Source organism: Bifidobacterium vespertilionis (assembly GCF_008698145.1).
In the GTDB taxonomy this organism is placed as follows: domain Bacteria; phylum Actinomycetota; class Actinomycetes; order Actinomycetales; family Bifidobacteriaceae; genus Bifidobacterium; species Bifidobacterium vespertilionis.
Genome location: NZ_RZNZ01000005.1, coordinates 119,862 through 141,340 on the forward strand (window position 1 = coordinate 119,862; position 21,479 = coordinate 141,340).

Here is a 21,479-nt window from a genome sequence, read left to right on the forward strand (position 1 = left end):
CTAAATATTACATTACTGGGTCGTCGGAAATCCAACACCTGCGGAATCGAAGAAAGGACGCGCCACCATGCGAGCAGCGCAGATCAACCGTTACGAGAAGGACGTCGCCAAGGCTATTGCGGGGGTTGAGGTCAACGAGATCCCCGAACCGTCCATCGGCGACCGCGACATACTGATTCGCGTCAAGGCGGCGGCCGTCAATCCGCTGGAATTGCTGGTCATCACCGGCGGAGTCAAGCTGATCCAGGATTATCCGATGCCGGTCACGCTCGGCAATGAGGTCGCCGGCGTCGTGGAACGCGTGGGCGATGCGGTGCGCGGATTCCAGCCGGGTGATCGCGTGTATGCCCGAACGCCGATCGACCACCCCGGCGCGCTCGCTGAATTCGTCGCATTGCCCGCCGACGCTGTGGCACCGATGCCCGGGGGCTATGATTTCGACGAGGCCGCGACCATCCCGCTCACCGGTCTGACCGCGTGGCAGGCGTTCACGGAGGTTCTGGACGCCAAGCCGGGGCAGAGCGTTCTCATTCCCGGAGGCTCGGGCAGCTTCGGACGCATGGCGGTGCCGATCGCCAAATCACTGGGGTTGGACGTCGTCGTCACCGGCAACAAGCGCTCGCGCGACGAGATTCTCGCCCTTGGCGCCGACAGGTATCTCGACTACCGCGCGGAGGATTACTGGCAGGCCGGCATCAGCGTCGACTACGTGATCGACGCGCTTGGACCGGCCGAGTTCGACCGTGAGCTGTCTGTGCTGAAACCCGGTGGTACGTTGCTCAGCTTGCGTGGCGTGCCCAACAAGGCGTTCGCCGAACGCATGCGGATGCCGTTCCTCAAGCGCACGCTGTTCTCGCTCGCCGGATCGAAGCTCGACAAGAAGGCCCGGGTGCAGGGCAAGCGGTACGAATTCATCTTCGTGCGGGAGGATGGCGAACAGCTGCGTCATGTCACCGACATCGTGAAGGAGCGTGATGTGCGCCCCTCCATCGACCCGCACATGTTCCGTCTTGACGACATTCAAGCGGCGCTCAAGCTTGTCGCCGGCATGGGAGGGCGTGCGTCGGGCAAGGTCGTGGTTCGGTTCTGATCGTCGGACAATTGACGAACGCGAATGAAAGGGAGGGGATCGGCAATGCCTATCGCCATTATCACCGGCGCAAGCTCCGGCCTTGGCCGGGCATATATCGATGCGATCATCCAGGAGTGCCCGGAGATTCAGGAGATCTGGGTAATCGCTCGCAGCAAAGGCAAACTCGAACGAATCGCCTCTGGATATCAGAGCGTTCGCATCGTGCCGGTTCCGCTCGATCTGACCGATTCGCGCAGCTTTGACGAACTGCGTGACAGGCTTGACGCCGCCAAGCCGTTTATCCGTATGCTTGTCAGCAACGCGGGCATGGGGGCGAGCCGGCCGTTCGCCGATGAGGATCCGCAGCGCCTACTGCAGTTGGTGCAGCTCAACGTCATGGCGACCACGATGGTCACGCGCCTATGCCTGCCGTACATGCAACGCGGATCCATGATCTTGGAGACCGGCTCCATTCTCGGCGTCTCACCGGTGGGCAATCTGGCGGCGTACAGTGCCAGCAAGTCCTATGTGCGCACCTTGTCCGTCGTGCTGCGGCAGGAACTCAAGCCGCGCGGCATTCATGTCACTGTGGTACAGCCAGGACTGATGGATACGCCGATGCTGTCGCATGGCTCGGAACCGTCCGCCGGCGCGGTCTCGGACGCGGGGCCGGGGAAGCGGACGCCGCTGCCGGTACTGGATCCGCGTGACGTGGCGGCCGGTTCGATCCGCGCGGCCAGGCGGAACAAGGCCGTCTACCTGCCGCATCCGTTCAACAAGTTGCTCGCGTTTCTGGCCAAGATCCTGCCGATCACGTTTGGCGTATCGGTCGCGAACATGTGACCATACGCTAATTGCCGCGGTTCGACGGCGTCGGTGAAAAGTGCTCTATGCGGCGTGGTGACGGTTTGGGTGAGATCTACTGAGCTGCCAGCTGATGCTTCCGGACCTTTTTGAGGTAATTCTTCCGGAAGAGCCAGTAATAACACTGTGCCCCGTGAAGAAGCCAATAAAAAAGCCGGAAGCCTTTGAAATCAAGGCTTCCGGCGATGGCGGAGGATACGAGATTCACAACTTCATGCCGAAGAACTGGTGGTATTCCAACGAAAAACGTCGTACCGACCAACTGTCTTACCGCTCAAATTGCCGCTCTCTTCGGCGTGTCGCATGAAAGATTGTGGGCTGGTACTGCCGGTTTCCGGCTCATGTACCCCACAACCCACAGTCGCATTGATACATGGGTGTGGGTTGTGCCTAGGGGTTATGCGGGAACGGGGGTGTCCGCTCTCTCCGTAATCCACCCTGGTTCCTGAAAGCACTCGGCCCGCCTCCAATGCAGGACGCGGGCCGGTGAAAGCAACCGATAGGTCAAGCCTATCGAACAGCTCACAGTATATCATTGATTGACATGGGTATGAAGTCGACCGAGGACGAACAGGATCGGCAAGAGGTGGCCGAACGCTTTCTGGGACAAGCTCGACTGGATCGCTACCGTCGTGAACTGCCGGACTTAGAGAAGGCTTTGGCGCTGCACTCTTGGAATCAGGAGTATGCAGGGGCCCTGCACGTTATTCTCAGTTACGCGGAAATTGCGTTACGCAACAGCATCGACCGTGCCCTGTCCCGGCTCAGTGCATCCGAGCTCGGTACGGAGCATTGGACGGGCGTGGATTCTTACCGTTACAACGGGGAGAAGAAGCCCTCCGAGCGCATGCAAATCCCCTCGGCGATAAGCCCGCTGATTCGCACCGACATCTTCAAAGCGCACCAGCATGCTCAAGAAGCCTCGCTGGAACGTGTCACCAGACGAAAAAGCCCAAGGACGGATCGTGGATACGGACATCAGGACGTTCTTGCCCAGTTGATGTTCGGCACTTGGTGCCGTCTGGTAGGCGAGCCATACACCTCGCATAAAACCGAAAGAACGCAACGCCTGTGGGCGAGTACCTTGCATGAGGCGTTCCCGCAGGTCTCCGCCGATGAAAACGGTCGGATTCAAATCGCAAAGAAACTCATGCGGCTGCGTGAAATCAGGAATCGTGAGGCGCATCATGAAAATCTGTTATATGTGGATCCGGAGAATGTCATTGATGCAGTGATGTCGTTACTTGCCTCCATCGACCCACGGTACACGCATGGTTGGGTGAATCCTGATGCCGTTCGTCAGGTCGCGTACCGGGATCCCCGTCGTAACGAGCCTATTCGCGCGGCAGCGTTCAAGTTGACGAGCTTGGACATTCATGGCGGGCGTCTTACCTCCCGTGAGGTATTGGAAGAACTGGTTCGGTATTCGGATGCACACAACGGGAAAGTACTGTTCTGCAATTCCGTGCGCGTGAGGAATCAGTATTTCGGCAAGCTTCGTGAAATCGTACTGTATGCCGACAATGAGCATATCGCAGTTGGCGTGATAGCCGCGCAGGGACTAATCAAAGAAAACGCCGATCCTGACAGTGAATTGCCCGGGTATTGCCGACCCACTGAATTCACACAATCCGGTTCATCAGCCGGTACAAGATGGTATGCCATTAATAACTTGAGCATGACCACTCGAACTGGTGAGGGCTTCCAAATGCTGGAACGCGATAAGACTCTTCGCGAAGCCTTCGAATCAACAAGAGCAAACTTCATCTACCTTAAATAAGGCGAGAGGTGTCGGGGGATTGCCCCGGCTTTCGGAATGTCACGTTGCGAATGTCACATTACTGCGGGCCCGTGTACGGCACAGGTCCGCAGAAGACGTCGTGGTTTTGCAAGCGACGGCCGGCAGGCTTATCACGGCGTGGCGCGTTCTCCGGATTGGGTATGAGACGCGTGTTGCATACCCTCGTGTAGCACCCCGTTTTGACAAATCGAGCGGGGGGGGGGTAGCTTTTACTGCCAGTGGATGTAGCGATGACAGGCATCGTGTCTGAGGTTGTCGAATCCGCCATGAGTGTAGTTTGTCGTGGAAGAAGAGACGGGATGCGCATGCTCCGCAAACCTATGTGCCGGTTGATAGTCGTATTCCTGACAGTGGTGGCGATGCTGGCCACCGGCGTCAATATCGTTCCCGAAGCGTTCGGCGAGACGACGGACGATGCCGCATCGTCCGAGACCGTCCAATCTCCCCGTTCCCCCGAGTCCACGGATGCCGGCATACCCTCCACGTCCAATTCCTCCAATTCGAACGACGTCAGTCAGGGTGGACAGGAGGTCACCGGCAATTCGAAGTCCGAGATTCGGGTGAACCTGTTCAAGGATGCGAACCATCAACAACCGTTGGAAAATACCGACAAGGTGCAGGTCGGCGACACAATATACGGCCATATCGTCTGGGATTGGGACGAGAGCGAGAAACCGACGATCGGCGACAACATCCGCTACTACACGTTCCCGAAGAACATCACCGTCAAGGACGTGGGATCGGCGAAGAACCCCAAGAACCTGTACGATGCTCGCGGTAACTTAGCCGGCGGCTGGTGGATCACGGATGGCGTCGTCTACGGCAAGTGGAACGAGGACTGGCTGAAGGCCAATCCCACGGATGTCGAGTCGTTCGTGAACTTCGACTTCACCCTGAACGATGATGGCAGCAACAGCGGTGACAAGGTGGTCATCGATTTCGGCACCAAGGACGAGGACATCACCGTCAACATCGACAAGTCCAAGATCGAGGGCTCCAAGACCTACACGATCAATGCCGACGGCACTGTGACGTTCACCGTCAACGTGAAACCCAAGTTCGATGTCAAGAACATGGTCGTCACCGACACGTTGGGCACGAATTTCAACTTCGTGAAGGGCAGCTTCAAGCTGGATGGCAAAAGCCTTGATGACGTCACCATCAATGGCCAGAACGCCACAGTCAATCTCGGCGATCTCAAGGCCAACGCCAAGAACGGCTATAAGCTCACCTACACCGCTACGCTTACTGACGAGGCAAAGAAACTCCTCGCCGAAGGCAAGCTCTCCCAGAACGACTCGAAGAACACCGCCGAATGGAGCTGGACCGGCTCCGAGACGCCCGGCAAAGCCGAGACCACGCCGTACCTGAACTACCAGATGATCGACAAGAGCAACGGCTCGCTCGACGGCGACAAGGGCATCAAGTGGATCGTGAACCTCAACAACGGTAACTACAAAGCCGACATGGGCGGTTACACGTTCACCGATACGCTCAAGGACGGCCACCACTACACCGGTACATATCAGGTATACAAGGGCAACGATTGGAACAATCCGGTCACCTCCGGCACTCTTGACGGCACCGCCAAGAGCTTCACCTACACGTTCCCCAATGACGCCGGTCATGAGCAGTATCACATCGTCTACTACACCGCGCTCGACGATCCGTCCTCGCAGGGGACGGTGAGCAATGGCGCCACCATCACACCTCCCGGCAACGATCCAACGAAGCCCGACGGCAGTGACGACGGCACATACACGCCTCAGGACACGAACACCTACATCACCAAGACGCTCGATTCCAACACCGCCGCGTCGAACGGCCTGGCGACATGGTCATCGGTCATCGCGACGTCGAAGATGAGCGGCTTCACCGATCCGAAGAAGATCACGTTCACCGATAAGCTCTCCGAGCCGAGCGGCACCAAGGCCACGTTCACGTTCTACGGCGAGCCGATACTTGCGCTCGCCGACGGGACCAAGCTCGTCAAGGACACCGACTACACGCTCAAGTTCAACAGCGCCAACGACACGATGACCATCACCTTCAAAGGTGACAAGGTCGGGAGTGCGATCGGCCAACAGGACATCAAGGTCACGTACACGACGGTCTGTGATAGGACGCCCGGCACGTACGACAACAAGGCGAGCGTGAAGTTCAACGGCGTGACCAAGTCCGCCGAGGCCGACTACACAATCGACGATGACAACCTCGTGTCCAAGACCGGCTCGATGAAGTGGGACAAGGACTTCGATTGGTCGAAGGTCGATTCGTCGGACAAGACCAAGGGCGCGTGGATCGCCACGTGGAAGGTCACGGTGAATGAGGACAACGACCCGTACAACGGTGCCGGCAAGGTGGATCTCAAAGGCCAGCCGATCGTCGTGACCGATACACTGCCCCAAGGCATGCGCTACATTCCTGCCGGTGCGGGCTACGACGGCAAGTACACGGTGCAGGCCGGCTGGTGGCCGGGAGCGTTGCAGAACCAGAGCCTTGACGCCGTGAAGTCGGAATCGGACGGCCGGATCACCTTCACCATTCCCACGGAGGCCGTCGTACAGAACGCAGACGGTTCCGACAAGGCATACGTCGTCCTCACCTATTCGACCGCCGCCAAAGGCACCGGTGAAGGCGTCAACTTCACCAACAGCGTCGACGCGCAATCCGGTTCCACACATCTTGGCACTGACTCGTCCACGGTCAAGGGCAAGAACACGGTGATCGACAAGGCGGCCCAGCAGATCAAGGATCTGAACCATGTGCGCTACACGATCTCGGTGAACCCGGAAAGCGCGGATCTGATCAAAGACTCGGACACCATCACCCTGTCCGATGTGATGGATGCCAAGGGCACGTTCATGCCAAGCTCGCTCAAGATCACGAACGTGGGCACCGGTGAGGTCGTCGTTGTGCCGGTCACTCTGGAGGATGTGACCGACAAGGATGGCAATCCCACGCAGAAACTGACCATCACGTTGCCGGATTCCACAGCACTCAAAGTGGTGTACGACGTCAAGCCGACCGGCAAACCCGGTGACAAGGTGACGCTCAGCAATACGGCGTCGCTCAAGGGCGTGGCCGGCGGCAGCTCCACCAACGAGAAGAAATGGACGATCACCAACGCGAGCGCCGGCACCGAAGGCGCGAGCGGCACGGTCACCGTCACCAAGGTGGATGCAGACGACTTGAACCGGTATTTGCAAGGCGCTGAGTTCGCGCTGTATCAGGTCGATATGGACAAGCTCAGCGGGACCAAGGTGACCTTCGAACAGGTAAAGAATGCCTCGAGCAAGGTCCAGGCAGAAACCACGAACGCCAATGGCATGCTGACCTTCGGCAGCGCGGATAATCCACTGGCCAATAACACGCTCTACTATTTCACGGAGACGAAGGCACCGAACGGCTACGAACTCGATTCGGCCCCGCACTATTTCATGATTCCGAGCGGCAATGCCAGCGACGCCGAAGCGGCGCTCGCACGCGCCAAAGGCTTCGGGCTCGCCGTCTCGTCCAACACATCCTTCACTGCGACCGACGTGCGCATTCCCAATCCGGCGACGGCCTCCGTTACGCTCGGCAAGCAGCTGTCGGGGCGTGCATGGGCCGACGACGATCAGTTCAATTTCCAGCTGTCTCCTGATGCGGCAGACAGCAAGGACGTGACCGAGGACGAGGTCAAGGCCGCGATGCCGAAGTCCACGACCGCCATCGTCAGGAAGACCGGAACCGGCGCGGACGGCAGCAGCACCGCGTTCTCGTTCGGCGATTTCACATTCTCCAAGACGGGCACCTACGCCTACACGGTCAAGGAGACTGGCAATGGCGGCAATGGTCTGACGCTCGACACCCGCACCGCGAAGGTCGTGTTCACGGTCACGAAGAACGCCGTCGGCGATCTTGTCGCCACGCCGAAGATCACAGGCCTGGACGATGTGCGCGGCACGCAGACGTTCAAAAACACGTATACGCCGACGTCGGCGAAGGTGAGCAACAACATCAAGGTGCAGAAGGATCTGTGGGGCACATGGAAGGACGGGTATTCCTTCGAATTCCGTCTGGAGCCCTCCTCGGATACCCCGGATGCGCCATTGGCCACCGAAGCCGACGAAAGGCAAGGGTATACGAGCCTTACTGTGACCGACGGCGAAGTGCATGCCTTCCCTGACATCACCTATACCAAGGCCGGCGTCTACCACTACAACATCTACGAGCACACGCCGCCGGACGCCGAGAGGATTCCCGGCATCGACTACTCCAACGCGCTCTACCATGTGGCGGTGACCGTCTCCGATGACGGTGCAGGCAAGTTGTCCATCGACCCGAACAAGGGCGTCGTGATGACCAAGGTATCCAACGACGACGGTTCTGACTACAAGAATCCTGACAAGCCCATCGCTTACAACAAGGCATGGTTCCAGAACGTCTTCGACGCGGAAAGCATCAACCTCAGCCTGCTCGCCATCAAGAAGTATGTGGATAAGACCGGCTCCAAGCCGTTGACCGACGGCATGTTCTCGTTCACTCTGACCGGCAACGACAAAGCGCCCATGCCCAACGGTGTGAGGCCCGGAGGGTCAGTCACCGCAACCGTCACCTCGGACGGCGCCGTGTCGTTCCCCTCGATCAAGTACACGACCTTCGATGACGGCGACAAAACCTACACGTACACCCTCAAGGAGAACGCGCCGGCCGGTGCCGTGACGAGTGACGACGGCAAAACCGCCACGCTCAACGGTATGACCTACGACTTGACCGTCTACACGATCAAGGTGGAACTGAGCAACGAGGTCATCGATGGGCAGGCGACACTCGTCTCTAAGACGACCACCCTCGACGCGCAAGGCAATCCGATTGATGCATCGAAGCTTGACCAAGGTCGCCCGGTATTCTCCAACACGTATGATCTGACGCCCGCCACTGCAAGCGTCGCCGGACAGAAGACCCTGACCGGGCGTGATATGGATGCGAACGAGCAGTTCACGTTCCAACTGGCCGCCGCGACCGACGACACCGCCGAGGCCAAGGCGGCACGCAACGGTCTCGCGGACGATTCCATCGTCTTCGGCGACGACAAGGCATCCGAAACGATGACGGCCACCGTGACCGGCGCGCAGGACGGCGTGGCATCAGGCTTCACGTTCGATGGCATCCACTTCACCAAGCCGGGAGTCTTCAAGTTCCGCATCTCCGAAACCGGTGACGTGAAGGCCGGCACGACCAAGGATACGCACGTGTCCTACGCGACCGTCACCGTCAAGGACAACGGTACCGGTGGGCTCGTGACCGATATCGCCTACGACAACACCGACGCGACAACCGAATCGGACCGGAACGTGAACGACAAGACCGCCTTCACCAACACGTACGGTGCGAGCGGCCGTGTGTTCTTCCAGCTGCACAAGAAGCTCACCGCCGCAAGCGGCGCCATCGCGCCGACACTCAAGGCGGGAATGTTCACCTTCGGCTTGTATCAGGGCGACGGTGCGGAGAACAAAACGCCGATCCAGACCAAGTCGAACATCGTGCCAGACGGAGGCGAGGCATCCGGCCACATCGTCTTCGACGGTATCATCTATACGCCGGAGGTTCTGAGCCGGGCAGTGGCCGACGGATACGCCACGTACGACGCCACGGCGAAGAACTGGACGCTCACCTACACGGTCGCTGAGCTCGACGGCAGCGGCCAGCCTGTCACGCAGGGCTACTCGAAGGACGGCATCGTCTACGACGCCACCACCCGCAAGGTCATCGTCACGGTCAGGGACATGGGTAACGGCACGCTTGGCGTCGGCTATCGTGTGAGCGACGGTGACGTGAGCACGGACGACGATCCCGATTCCGAAGAGGCCGCGTTCAACAACGTGTACACGCCTTCGCCCGCCACGGCACAGCTGTATGCGCAAAAGACGCTCTCCGGCCGTGACTGGCAGGACGGCGACTCGTTCACGTTCCGCATGCAGGCCATCTCCGGCACGCTGGTCGACGGTTCGGCCGTTGCGAAAGGTTCGATGCCGATGCCGGACGGAGCCTCGGATGGCGTTCTTACGCGCGAGGCCACCAATGGCAACGCGTTCTCCTTCGGCGAGATGACCTTCGCCAAACCCGGCACGTACCTATACAACATCGACGAGATGCAGCCGGAGAATCCGTTGCCGGGCGTGAGCTACTCCACCGACCTGTACCGGGCCACCGTCACCGTGACCGATGGCGGCAAGGGCACTCTGTCTTCTTCCGTGAACTTGGAACGGGTCGAGAAGGGCTCCGACGTCGAGACGCAGAAGACGTCGTCCGTGAAGCGGGTCGCGGTGACCACCATGCGCACGGTCAAGATCAAGGCGACGGACAATAACGAACCAGTCGCGCAGATCACCAACGTGTACGACGCGCTGTTGCATAACTGGTCCCCGAAGGTCAGGAAGCAATACGTCGACAACAGCGGCGGCAACCCGTTGACCGCCGGAAAGTTCACGTTCAAGCTCGTCCCAATCGACGGCGCTCCGCTGCACGTGATCGGCGACGATGGCAGCATCGCCGATGTGGACGAACTCACCACCAAGAACACGGCGAACGGTGAAGCGTCCTTCAAGGACATACGATTCACCGACAAGGACCTCGGTGCGAACGGTTCAGCCAAAACGTACGCCTATCGTGTTTCCGAGATCGCAGGCGACGAGCATGGCATGTCCTATGACAAGGCCGTGTACACGTTCGAAGTCACGGTCGGTCGTGATACGGGCGGACTGCTGGCCGTCACGCAGGTCGTCAAGGATGCGGACGGCAATGTGGTGACGGACGCCGATGGCACCGATGTGGCCATGCCGACATTCTCGAACACGTACACGCCTCAGCCGGTCAAAGTGCAGCTCAAGGCGCGTAAGACCCTGAAGGGAGGCACGCTCAAAGCCGGCCAGTTCTCGTTCAAGCTGTACCACGGATTCCAGTTCGGCGATCCCAAGGGCCAATCCTTCACAGCCGAGGCGTTCCAGACCAAGACGAACGACGCGGACGGCGACGTCTCCTTCGACGAGCTCACCTTCTACCAAGTCGGCTCGACCTACTACTCGCTGATCGAGGACGTGCCAGACGGGGCGGTGAACAATGTCAAGGACGGAGTCACCTACAAGGACACATGGAACTACGTGAAGGTGACGGTCACGCTCGACAAGCAGACCGGCGAACTCAAGGCGACGGTCACCGATATGGATACCGGCAGCGATACCACGCAGTTCACCAACACATACGACGCGGCCGGTTCGGTGACGTTCTACACGCGCAAGATCTTCGAGAATATCGACGGCACCGCCCACGAGATTCCCGAGGACGCGTTCGATTTCACGCTCTACGAGGGCAATGTGAATGCCGCTGACGGATCGGCGAAGCCGCTGCAGACCAAGACCGTGCCCGCGAGCACGACCGGCAACAGCTTCGTGACGTTCGACACCATCGTCTTCGGCATGGATGACCTCAGAAACGCCGACGGCACCTATGCCAAGTCGAAGACGTTCACCTACTCGGTGAAGGAGAACATACCGGCCGAGAACGATCCGAAACATCTGGCCGGCGTCACCTACGACGAACAATCTCACACGTATCAGGTGACGGTCACGGACAACGGTGCCGGCAAGCTGACCACCAGAGTGGAGGTCGACGGCGAATACGGCGGCGACAGCAAGATCATCCCCGTGATCACGAACCGGTACTCGGCCGTACTACTGCCAAACACCGGCAGTGACGTGACGATGTTCGACTGGCGACTGTCCGGCGGACTGCTTGTCGCCCTCGCGGCGGGAGCACTGGCGCTGGTCCACGCATCCCGCAAACGCGGCGGTCTCAGCATGTAGTCGGCTGCACCGACTCGGAACCATCAGGATTTCAACAACAAAGAACACTCGAAGGAGTAATCATGAAGAAGATAGGAAAAGCCGTGTTCGGCCTCATCGCCGCCGTGGCGATGCTGTTCACGGGGCTGATCGCGCCTGTCACGGCGATGGCGGCGGGAGAGTATTCGATCACCATCGGCACGCAGACCAAGCCGGTCACCAAGGACCACACGTTCGAGGCATATCAGGTGTTCGCCGGCGACCTGTCCGAGAAGGACAACGACGTCACGTTGTCCAACATCAGCTGGGGCAACGGCGTCAAGGGTAGCGAACTGCTCACCGCGTTGAAGAGCGACACTACCCTCGGCACCGCGTTTGCTAGCGTGAATAGCGCTGCCGATGTGGCCGCCGCCCTGACCGCGGAGAACGCGGCCGCGTTCGCCAAGGTCGCCGCCGCCCACCTGACCGAGACGACCTCCGGAACCGGCACGTATAGCAACGAGACCTACACGATCTCCGGTCTGGCTGCCGGCTACTACCTGGTCAAGGACAAGGACGACTCCCTCGGCGACAAGACCGAGGCCTACACCGAGTTCATCCTCCAGGTGGTCAAGAATGTGACCGTCGCGCCGAAGGCCGACGTGCCGACCGTCGAGAAGAAGGTGTGGGACACCAACGATTCCGCCACCGACGACAAGGACGCGAACGACGACAAGTGGTCCGACTCCGCCGACCACGACATCAACGACACCGTGAAGTTCCAGCTGACCGGTTCCCTGCCGAGCAACTACGACGCCTACACCACCTACGCCTACACGTTCACCGATACCCTGTCCAAGGGCCTGACGCTGGATCAGAACAACATCAAGGTGTACGCGGTGCAGGGCGCCGGCGACGCGCAGACCAGGACCGAGATCAAGAAGCTCGATGCAGCCTCCACAGACAAGGATGGCTACACGGTCGCCACCGCCAACTACACGGGCACCGGTGACAAGTACGAGGGCGGCAACGTGCTGACCATTAACTTCGCCGATCTCAAGCAGGCCGCCGCCGCGTCCGACGGTGAGACCCTGGCCATCGACAGGGACACCAAGATCGTGGTCGAGTACAACGCCACGCTGAACGCGAACGCGGTCATCGGCTCCGCCGGCAACCCGAACAAGGTGGACCTGACCTTCTCCAACAACCCGAACGGCGAGGGCGAAGGCAAGACCCCGGAGGACGTCGTCACCGTGTTCACGTTCAAGATCGTCGCCAACAAGGTCGACGAGAACAACCAGGCCCTCGAAGGCGCCGGCTTCACCCTGTACAAGTTCAACAAGAACGAGAACAAGTACGAGGCCGTCGGCGACGAGATCACGGGCGTGACCACCTTCAACTTCTCTGGTCTGGACGCGGGCCAGTACAAGCTCGAGGAGACCACCACCCCGGCCGGCTACAACACCTGGGAGGGCCTCGAGTTCAAGATTGTCGCCGAGCACGACGCCACCGCGGACGACCCGCAGCTCACGACGCTGAAGTTCACCGATCTGAACGGCAAGGAGATCACCGACTTCACCGTCGACACGAACAAGGACGCCAGCATCACCGTCGTCAACAAGAAGGGTTCCAACCTTCCTGAGACCGGTGGCATCGGCACCACGATCCTGTACGTGGCCGGCGCCGTGTGCGTGGCCGCCGCGGGCCTGTGGTTCGGCCTGCGCCGCCGCAACGCGTCCCGCTGATCGCGGCTGATATGCCGATGCGCTGATCGGCCGATCCGGTGATGCCGCCTCGCTTCTGCCAGGAGGCGGGGCGGCATCACCGCCGCTGCCGGCCGGATCGGGAATAGTAAGTCAACGAAGAGATTGAAGCAAAGAACGATGATGATTCACGCAGATCAAGATCGCACCCAAGGTCGTGCGCAAGGCCGCGGCCAGGACCGCGGCGCGTCGCAGGTGCGAGGCGCGCGGGCCCATGCCCCGCGTGCGGCGGGCGGTGTCTTTGCGGCGGTCTGCTCGCTGATGCTTGCCGTCGCGATGCTTCTGACGGGCTTCATGCCGGTTTCCGCGCTCGCGGACGAGACGTCCGGCACCGAGTCCCGAACCGGCTCCATCACCGTCGACTATGCGGACGAAGGCGCGCCGATCGCGGGCGCGACGGTCAACCTGTACCATGTGGCCGACTGGGCGCCAAACTCCGACCGGAATACGTTTACGGCGGTCAGTCCGTTTTCAGACAGCGGCAAGTACCCGCTTGACTGGTCGCTGCTGAACAGCGGCGGTTCCGTTGATTATCAGCGGTTCGCCACCACGTTGGTCGGTCTCATCGAAAAGAACAAGCCGTCGGCCGCCGCCACCGCGGCCACCGACGCCAACGGCGGTGCCCGATTCTCCGGCCTTCCCAAGGGCATCTATCTGGTCCTCATCGACGCTTATGACGATGGCTCCATCACCTGCGGCCCGTCGTACGTGCTGGTCGCATTGCCGTCCAAGTCGGTGGACGACGCCGACGCCACGACCATGGACGTCACCCTCGAGCCGAAGAACGACTGCGAGGCCACGCCTCCCACGCCGCCCACCGAAACGGTCAAGAAGAAGGTGGTCAAGGTCTGGAAGGGTGATTCCGCCGCGAACCGTCCGGGCAAGATCGTCGTGCAGCTGCTTAGGGACGGCAAGGTGATCGACGAGGTGGAGCTCAACGCCTCCAACAACTGGACCCATGAATGGACCGATCTGCCGGTCGGTCATGACTATCAGGTGGTTGAGAAGACCGTGCCGGACGGCTACACCGTGCTGGCGGATCGCGAGAACGACGTCGTCACCATCACCAACACGTATACGCCGCCGGAGACCCCGCCCACGCCTCCGGACAACCACACGCCGCCGGACACTCCGCCCACGACCCCGCCGAGCAATACCATCCCACTGCTTGGCAAGACCGGTGCCAGCGTGGGCATCGCCGCGATCTGCGCCGGCACGCTCGGCGGACTGGGTCTCATCCTCTTCATACGTCGCAGGCAAAAGGCGAAGTAGTGGCTCGCGGGAGCTCCGTGAACTCCCCTCAGTCGGCTTCGCTGTTAGCTCCCCTCAACCTGAGGGAAGGCAAAATCGATGCCCCCTCGGTTACGAGGGGGCGCTCTATATGGACCATATGGAAGGAATCAGCATGGCCACCCATCGCAAAAAGACAACGGATACAGTCTCGCGCATCATCTCCGTGTTCTTCGCGATGGTGCTCGTTGCGGGGCTGACGTTGCTGGCATACCCAACGGTGGCGGACTGGTGGAACCGCATGCATCAGTCGCGCGCGGTGGCGACGTACATCGAGGAGACCGAAGATCTGTCGAAAACCGAACGCAAACGTATGCTGGACGCCGCGCATGCGTACAACACGAAATTGCCAACAATCGCGGACCGATGGATGCTCACCAAGGAACAGAAGGCTGAGTACGAGTCATTGCTGGACGTGTCGGGCACGGGCGTCATGGGGTATGTGACGATTCCGAAGCTTAAGGTACGGTTCCCGGTGTATCACGGTACGGACGAGAGTGTTCTGCAGATCGCGATCGGTCATTTGGAGGGCAGCAGCTTGCCGGTGGGCGGAGCGGCCACGCACGCGGTCGTTTCCGGGCATACCGGATTGCCGAGCGCGAAGCTGCTCACCGGCCTCGACACCCTCGAAAAAGGCGACACGTTTGCGTTCCACGTGCTGGGTGAGACGTATACGTATCAGGTTGACAAGATCAGCGTCGTGCTGCCGAACCAGTTCGACAATCTCGCGATTGAGGACGGCAAGGATTACGCGACCGTGATCACCTGCACGCCGTACGGGGTGAACACGCATCGCCTGCTTGTGCGCGGTCACCGCATCCCCAACCCCGTCGAACCGGACGCCACCGACTACGACAGTCCAGTGCACATGCTCACGATCGGCATTGTCTCGGTCTCGGTCGTGATACTTGTCATCGGTATCCTGGTTGTGCGCTGGTTCGCCGTGCGCCGCCGTTGCCCCCGCGCCAGTCACTCCACCGGCCAGCTTGTGGAGCGAGACGGACAGTAGAGCGGCGATAAGTAGACGTCGATGACGGTGTACCATGCCGGGGGACTCCCCCGGCCCTTGGAAGTCTCACATTGCTGCGGACCTGTGTATGAACACAGTATCAGATGCCGCTCCGGATCGGATTGCAAAGCATCAGGTGGCTGTGGGAAAAACGGGGGAGAGAGCGGCGCTATGCCTCGGGGAGCGCCGGAGGCGTAGGGACGGGATCTCTCCCCCTACCGGTCATTCAGACCGGCTGTTCAGTCGACGATTACCGCGCGGCAGTCTCCGGCTGGCGATCGGCCAACGGCCGTCCCTGAGCGTTCTCGACCTGTTCGGCGATCTCGCCGAGCGAACGGTCGATGCCGTCCAGACTCATGCTGTGCGAGTGCAGGCAGGCGTACAGCATCTGACTCATGTCGCCGAGATAGTCGTTCATCTTTTCGAGCTGGTCGGCGATGCGGTTCTGCGCGTCGGCCTGTTCGTAGAGCGCCTGCACCAGCTGATCAGCGGAGACAGCGGATGCGTTAGTCTGCGTTTTCACAGCAGACACGGCGGCGGTGGGCATAGGCGCGGTCATGGGTTCGTTCAGGGTGATGTCCTTCATACGATGATTCCTCGTCTGTTGAGTTCGGTGGTGGTCTTGTTGAGCCATAGGCCGGTGTGCTTCACCTTGCGGATGGCTTGCAGCTGGCCGGCGGATAGTGCCGTCCAGTCCGGGATGTCGGCGGTGGTGCTGAGCGTCGCTGCCCAGTGTTCCAGTCGTTCCGGCTCCGAGTCGTTCTTAGAGGCGTTCGCTGAGATGCTTTCCAAGGTGCTCCCTGTGGAAGCGTCCGACGTGTCCGAGCCGTCCGAAGCGTCCGCGTCAGCACTCGCACCCATACCCGGCGTGGGCGGTTCGAGCTTCAACGCCTCCCAGATCTTCAGCGTCTCCCACGCCTGTGCGAACGCCGTGAACCGGTATCCGCGTTTGGTGCGCTCGCGGTTGCGGCTCGCTTCCACGCCGGCCTTCTTGAGCATCGACGCCAATCGTTTGGCGGTCAGCCGTCCGAAGCCTCCGGCCTGCTGGTCGCCCCACTGCGTCGGATTGCCGTAGGCGAGCGCGTCGCACATCTGCTGCGAGCCGACGAACGCGCACGTTTGCCACTGGGTTGCCCACAGTTCGGCGATGTCCTTGAGCAGCACGATGTGCGGCGAGTCGTTGGCGAGACCGAGATCGGCATCCGTCTTGGCCTGTTCGACGAACTCCGCGGACAGTCGGCGTACGGTGTCCAACCAGTCCCCGCTTTGCGTCTGGGCGATGCGGGCCAGCGGCAGCCATACCTCGCGGTAACGGCCTTTCACCGATTCCGGCAGCGTGGGACGCGGCTTGATGGCGCTCGCCGCCGTTTCCGCCCATATGGGCAGATCATGCCGTAGGTCCAGAAACTCGGCGTCGTCCTCCTCGATCATCTCCCAGTCGGATTCCTCCACCTCGTCGGACGGGTAGAGGAACACGGGGATGCAGCGCTGCCGGGTGTCGGCTGGCAGATCGGGGTTGTTGCCCGCGAACACGGCCGGCGCATGCGTGCTTTTGCGCACCACCTTCCAGCCGTGCTTTTTGTCTGGCTCCTGAATCGTGCGACTTCCGCCCTTCTTGTATCCGGTGTTCACCACGGCGATGAAGTCGGCGGCAAGGGGATTGTCCTTGCGCAGGCTCCGGTCGGCCTCGTCCACCAGTAGCGTGTACCCCTGATCGGCGAGATTGGCGAGCAGCGACGCCGAGCTGATGGCGCTCAGCATCTCCGACTTCGCGCCCAAGTGCCCGATCCACTCCAGCAGCGTGGTCTTGCCCGCTCCTGGAAGAATGGATGTCACCAGCAGACGCGGCGTCGTATACAGGCTGGCGAACACCCATGTGTGCATAATCCACAGGGTCAGCATCTTCAGATCGTCGTCCGTCGCGCCGATATAGCGCTTCAGCAGACGGAAAATGCGATTGGCCAGACCGCTGGGGTCGAAGCCGTAGTCGCCGGTTCCGAATGATTCAGGAGCATAAGGCACGTCGGGCAGGCCGGGCATGCCGACCGGTTCGTCGGAGATGAACGGGTCATCCGCAATCAGGTTCATGCTACCCAGATCAGCCGGATTCATGGTCTCGATCATGCTGCCGCCTTCCACTCGCCGGCGAGCGCCGCAGCGGTTTCGCGCCACGGTTCGCCGGCGTCATTGGCGATGAGCGCCAGCATGTTCTCGTTCCTATTGCCGCCTTTAATGCCGGAGCCGTGGTTCCGGTGGAATCGCGCGGCGCTCGCCGATATGCGCTGCTTCATCGCATACAGGTCTCCGCGTGCGCGGGTTGGCAGTAGTCCTCGCTCCAGCAGATCGCCGATCGCGGTGTCCACCGTGCCGGTGCGGATGAATGCGTGACCGACCGAGGGGAACGGTCCGGTGATCAGTGTCATCCGCGCATCGGCGCACAGCAGCAGCGCGGCCTGCATCATTCGCAGTGCCGGCAAGTCGCCGTTGGCTGCGCTGAATGCGATGGAAGCCGGGCGAATGTGCGTCGCGTAGACGCACAAGGCCAGACACCGGGCCGTTCCGATGGCATCGCGGGTGACGGTCAGCCGATGGAGACCGTAGGCGATTTCGATCAGATAATCGGTCACTGCTCGGAGCACATAGCCGGTCTCATTCGGGTCGAAGCATTCGCCCAATACGGTGATCGATTCATTGTCGAGGTCGCGGATGGAGTTCGCTGCGTCCGCGATGGGTGTGTTCGACGTGAGGTGCATGCTTACTCCTCTCCCGCGAACTTGCGCACGCTGGTGAGGTTCACCAGATAGGTGTTGCCCACCTTGCGCGCCCGAATCTTGCCGGAGCGGATGAGCCCGTACACGGTCTTCGTGTCCGAGTAGCCGAGCATTTCCGCCACTTGGGCGGGCTTGGCGGTCAGTTGTACGTAGTCGTTTCGCATTGGATTTAACCCCTCTCGGGTCGCACCGAGGGCGGAAGCACAGCTGGCGCAGATGCACTGTACCCATGGTGGTAGTTCTTCTTTGGACTTACCGGCATCCGCCGCGCGTGGCGCTCAGGTTTTTACCGACGCTGAGGGGTCGTGCGCCGCGGGATTCTTCGGATTTCCACTTCCGTAGAAAACTGCAACGATATCATTTTTACAGCGTTGAGCGTTTTCCTGCAATGCGGGTCATTGTGACTAGATATGTGCCGAAACGGCACCTTGAAAACGTTGCAATAGAGCCGGTTCCGGTAGTTTCATCGAGGCTCATGGACGGTGATTCAGTGTATGGGCGTGTCGAAATCTCCAGAAATTTCCGTCGGAATCAGACCGGGCCTGACTTTCATGCCGGTCTGGTAAGCGTCAAGCACCGACCATGCCGCTTCCGGGCGCGGAGTTCCGGCAGGCAATTCGGGTAGTGTGCTGTCTTTGCCGGTCAACGCCAGTGCATTGCGATAGGCTACATGCTCGTCCTTGTACGCGGCGTCGTTGCGCGCTGCATACTTGCCTTTCGCCATCAGATGCTTGATCTTCTCCGCGTACCCGAACGCGAAGGCGTAACGGCGCAGCATCGACATGAACTCCGCCACATCACAATCGTTATGTCGATTCCAGAACTTGACGAGGAACGAATCGACGGTCTGCTTTGCCGCGTTCTGATACGACACGGTATAGCTCAGCAGCACGTCACGTATGACGGCATCCGGCACTGTGTGATCGGACAGATACCGGTTGAGCGTCGCCGACAACAAGGCGAAGGCATCTGCTGCATGCTGTTGCGCTACGCTATCCTCCGGTTCAGGCGTGGCCCCCACCGTCTTGGCGAATACGTCGTCAAGCTCGCGTCCGGCGTTGACCGTGGCCTTCAGGCACGGTATGAACTCCCCGCACCAGCCCGACATCCACGCATCGGCGGCGATCAGCAGATCGGCCACGGCGTCATTGTCCACCGTCATACGCTCCAGCAGCTTGGCGAACTTGCGCGCCTTCTCCGCATCGAACCGTTCGCCCCACATGCCGGAATCAGCCATCGTCTTGTACGGGTCGGGCCTGCCGGACCCGTTGGACTTGCCGGGCCTGTTCGCGGAATTGCCGTTTTTCCCTGCCATCACGCCACCGCCTTGATCAATTCCTGAATCGTATCCACCTGAACCGAGGCCGGCAGCAACGCGAGTATCCGTCCGCGCTTGCCCTCGTCCAGCCCTTTCAGCACCGCAAGACGCGGCTGAAGATCCAGCACGGCCAGCGCGCCGGCGAGCGCCTTCAGCTCGGCGTCCGCACTGGTCGCGGCGTCGGCCGGTTCCGTGGCGGAGTGGTCGGCGTGGACTGCGCTCGCGGACGGTTCGGACGTTTGGGCCGTTTCGGACGGATTATCGGGTGAATCCTGCCGTTGACCGCCGTTCCTGGCTGTCGCGGCGTTATCCGCGGAGTTCTTTCCGCCGTCAGTGTTCGTTTCGGAGGTTCCGGCGCTCGCCGGCGTGGTGCTCATGCTCGCCTCCACCTTCGCCAGCAGCCGCTTATCCGCATCCTTGCTGGACTTCTGGTAGGTCGCCACGGTCTTGATGTTCGTGTGGCCGCCCAAACGCATGAGCTGGCCGACGGTCGCGCCCTGCTCGGCGTAATGCGTCAGACCGGTGTGACGCAGATCGTGGAAGTCCATGCCCTTCAGCGTCGGGTCGTTCACCGTCTCGATGGCCTTCGCGAAGGCGTTGCGCATGGACTGTGCGCGGACGATGCCCCGCGTGCGCACGCCGGTGAACAACAGCGCAGTCGGCTTATCCTCCACGTACGTATCAAGATGGCGCGTGATCTCCTCGACTAGGGGAGCGGGTACCTCGATGTCACGTTTGCTGCTCGGCGTCTTCGTCTCGCCCAGCACGGCCACCTTATGCCCGTTCTCGCTGATCTCCTTGGCGCTGCGACGCACATGCAGCAGCACCGGCGACGCCTCCAGCTCGATATCACGGCGTTGCAGTCCCAACACCTCGCCTTGGCGCAATCCCAGCGTGCCAGACAGCAGCACGCCACGGGCGAGATTCGGTGGCATGGCGTCGGCGAGCGCGCGCACCTGCTCGCGCGTGGCGATCACGTACACATGCTTCGTGGCCGGGCGAGGCACCTTGAACTGGACCGGGTTCACCTTGATGAGCGTCGTGCCCTGATCATCCATCGAGGCGTTCGCCGCTTCGGCCATGATGGCGCTCAGCAGCTCGAACACGTGCCGACGTATGCTCTCGCCCCGACCGTCCTTCGTGACTTTCATGCTGTCGTACCAGTCGCGGATATGCGCCGGCTTGATCGACGCCATCGGCAGATTACCGAGCACCGGGTTCAGATAGTCGCGCACATACTGGCGGTACTTGTCCTTCGTGGTCTCACGAATCGGCTGGTTATCGCCCTTGCGGCGGTTCTCCACGAACTGTTCGGCGTACTCGCGGAACAGCACCGTGTTGCCGGCGTTCCGGCTCTCCGCCACTTCCGGAGGTTCCCACGCGCCCAGATCGATGAGACGCTTCGCCTCGCTCAGCCATGCGTCGGCCTGAAGCTCATAGCCGTCGTCGAAATTACGATGGATGCGCGCGGGAAGGTACGGGTAGCGCTCGCGGGCCTCCACGGGCGGGATGTACGAGGCATCGTAGTAGACCTGCCCGTGCCTGTTCGTCTTCGTCTCCACCTTGCCGAACTTGCGGCGGCGGTTTCGTGTCGTCCTTGCCATGCAGCGCGCCTTCCTGATTGTCGATGGCCGTATCGTCGTTGATTCCCCTGATGAGCGGTGAGCGGTAAGCCTTAAGCGGTACCGCTTAATTTACCGACTATGGTACCCCAGAAAACGGGTCGAGACGGGTCAAAACGGAGAGCGGGTAGATTGGCGGAATGGCTTGAAACCGTTGAAATACC

At 60.7% G+C, this 21,479-nt stretch carries 14 protein-coding genes; 8 read left to right on the forward strand and 6 right to left on the reverse strand.

Features of this window, described 5'->3' with window-relative positions:
• Nucleotides 1–67: 67 nt before the first annotated feature.
• From EMO90_RS05025 to EMO90_RS05055, 8 genes are all read left to right on the forward strand, one after another.
• Nucleotides 68–1,090 (forward strand): NADP-dependent oxidoreductase, encoded by a 1,023-nt coding sequence (locus EMO90_RS05025; protein WP_150353778.1) that lies wholly within the window; start codon nt 68–70, stop codon nt 1,088–1,090.
• A gap of 45 nt (nt 1,091–1,135) precedes the next feature.
• Entirely contained in the window at nt 1,136–1,915 is a 780-nt protein-coding gene (locus EMO90_RS05030; protein ID WP_190971975.1) for an SDR family NAD(P)-dependent oxidoreductase, read from the forward strand.
• Nucleotides 1,916–2,069: 154 nt separating this feature from the next.
• Nucleotides 2,070–2,243, forward strand: coding sequence for a hypothetical protein (locus EMO90_RS12110; protein WP_190971974.1), 174 nt, complete (start codon nt 2,070–2,072; stop codon nt 2,241–2,243).
• 243 nt (nt 2,244–2,486) lie between these two features.
• Nucleotides 2,487–3,716 (forward strand): Abi family protein, encoded by a 1,230-nt coding sequence (locus tag EMO90_RS05035; RefSeq protein WP_190971973.1) that lies wholly within the window; start codon nt 2,487–2,489, stop codon nt 3,714–3,716.
• Between the two features lie 326 nt (nt 3,717–4,042).
• The gene (locus tag EMO90_RS05040; RefSeq protein ID WP_150353775.1) at nt 4,043–11,584 is read left to right on the forward strand and encodes a Spy0128 family protein; all 7,542 of its coding nucleotides are present in this window, start codon (nt 4,043–4,045) and stop codon (nt 11,582–11,584) included.
• A 62-nt stretch (nt 11,585–11,646) separates the two neighbouring features.
• The gene (locus EMO90_RS05045) at nt 11,647–13,287 is read left to right on the forward strand and encodes a SpaH/EbpB family LPXTG-anchored major pilin (protein ID WP_150353774.1); all 1,641 of its coding nucleotides are present in this window, start codon (nt 11,647–11,649) and stop codon (nt 13,285–13,287) included.
• Nucleotides 13,288–13,425: 138 nt separating this feature from the next.
• A complete protein-coding gene (locus EMO90_RS05050) occupies nt 13,426–14,577 on the forward strand; it encodes a Cna B-type domain-containing protein (RefSeq protein WP_150353773.1) in 1,152 nt (383 codons plus the stop codon).
• Between the two features lie 133 nt (nt 14,578–14,710).
• Complete coding sequence (locus tag EMO90_RS05055; RefSeq protein ID WP_223849715.1) at nt 14,711–15,604, forward strand: class C sortase; 894 nt, start codon at nt 14,711–14,713, stop codon at nt 15,602–15,604.
• A 250-nt stretch (nt 15,605–15,854) separates the two neighbouring features.
• Here EMO90_RS05055 and EMO90_RS05060 read toward each other — a convergent pair whose 3' ends face one another.
• The 6 genes from EMO90_RS05060 to EMO90_RS05085 all read right to left on the reverse strand — a co-directional run bounded on the left by EMO90_RS05060 (nt 15,855) and on the right by EMO90_RS05085 (nt 21,297).
• Nucleotides 15,855–16,190, reverse strand: coding sequence for a hypothetical protein (locus tag EMO90_RS05060; protein ID WP_150353771.1), 336 nt, complete (start codon nt 16,188–16,190; stop codon nt 15,855–15,857).
• Nucleotides 16,187–17,728, reverse strand: coding sequence for a DUF3631 domain-containing protein (locus EMO90_RS05065; protein WP_150353770.1), 1,542 nt, complete (start codon nt 17,726–17,728; stop codon nt 16,187–16,189). The genes EMO90_RS05060 and EMO90_RS05065 overlap by 4 nt, the downstream gene beginning before the upstream one ends.
• Nucleotides 17,725–18,357, reverse strand: a complete 633-nt coding sequence (locus EMO90_RS05070; protein ID WP_150394986.1) for a hypothetical protein — start codon at nt 18,355–18,357, stop codon at nt 17,725–17,727. The genes EMO90_RS05065 and EMO90_RS05070 overlap by 4 nt, the downstream gene beginning before the upstream one ends.
• Before the next feature lie 2 nt (nt 18,358–18,359).
• Nucleotides 18,360–18,539, reverse strand: a complete 180-nt coding sequence (locus EMO90_RS05075; RefSeq protein WP_094667866.1) for a helix-turn-helix domain-containing protein — start codon at nt 18,537–18,539, stop codon at nt 18,360–18,362.
• Nucleotides 18,540–18,862: 323 nt separating this feature from the next.
• Nucleotides 18,863–19,690, reverse strand: a complete 828-nt coding sequence (locus tag EMO90_RS05080; protein ID WP_150353768.1) for a hypothetical protein — start codon at nt 19,688–19,690, stop codon at nt 18,863–18,865.
• Entirely contained in the window at nt 19,690–21,297 is a 1,608-nt protein-coding gene (locus EMO90_RS05085; protein WP_150353767.1) for a tyrosine-type recombinase/integrase, read from the reverse strand. The genes EMO90_RS05080 and EMO90_RS05085 overlap by 1 nt, the downstream gene beginning before the upstream one ends.
• Nucleotides 21,298–21,479: the final 182 nt, after the last annotated feature.

Coding starts and splice junctions, on each gene's coding strand:
- EMO90_RS05025 (WP_150353778.1), top strand. CDS start 68: ATGCGAGCAGCGCAGATCAACCGTTACGAGAAGGACGTCGCCAAGGCT.
- EMO90_RS05030 (WP_190971975.1), top strand. CDS start 1,136: ATGCCTATCGCCATTATCACCGGCGCAAGCTCCGGCCTTGGCCGGGCA.
- EMO90_RS05035 (WP_190971973.1), top strand. CDS start 2,487: ATGAAGTCGACCGAGGACGAACAGGATCGGCAAGAGGTGGCCGAACGC.
- EMO90_RS05040 (WP_150353775.1), top strand. CDS start 4,043: ATGCTCCGCAAACCTATGTGCCGGTTGATAGTCGTATTCCTGACAGTG.
- EMO90_RS05045 (WP_150353774.1), top strand. CDS start 11,647: ATGAAGAAGATAGGAAAAGCCGTGTTCGGCCTCATCGCCGCCGTGGCG.
- EMO90_RS05050 (WP_150353773.1), top strand. CDS start 13,426: ATGATGATTCACGCAGATCAAGATCGCACCCAAGGTCGTGCGCAAGGC.
- EMO90_RS05055 (WP_223849715.1), top strand. CDS start 14,711: ATGGCCACCCATCGCAAAAAGACAACGGATACAGTCTCGCGCATCATC.
- EMO90_RS05060 (WP_150353771.1), bottom strand. CDS start 16,190: ATGAAGGACATCACCCTGAACGAACCCATGACCGCGCCTATGCCCACC.
- EMO90_RS05065 (WP_150353770.1), bottom strand. CDS start 17,728: ATGATCGAGACCATGAATCCGGCTGATCTGGGTAGCATGAACCTGATT.
- EMO90_RS05070 (WP_150394986.1), bottom strand. CDS start 18,357: ATGCACCTCACGTCGAACACACCCATCGCGGACGCAGCGAACTCCATC.
- EMO90_RS05075 (WP_094667866.1), bottom strand. CDS start 18,539: ATGCGAAACGACTACGTACAACTGACCGCCAAGCCCGCCCAAGTGGCG.
- EMO90_RS05080 (WP_150353768.1), bottom strand. CDS start 19,690: ATGGCAGGGAAAAACGGCAATTCCGCGAACAGGCCCGGCAAGTCCAAC.
- EMO90_RS05085 (WP_150353767.1), bottom strand. CDS start 21,297: ATGGCAAGGACGACACGAAACCGCCGCCGCAAGTTCGGCAAGGTGGAG.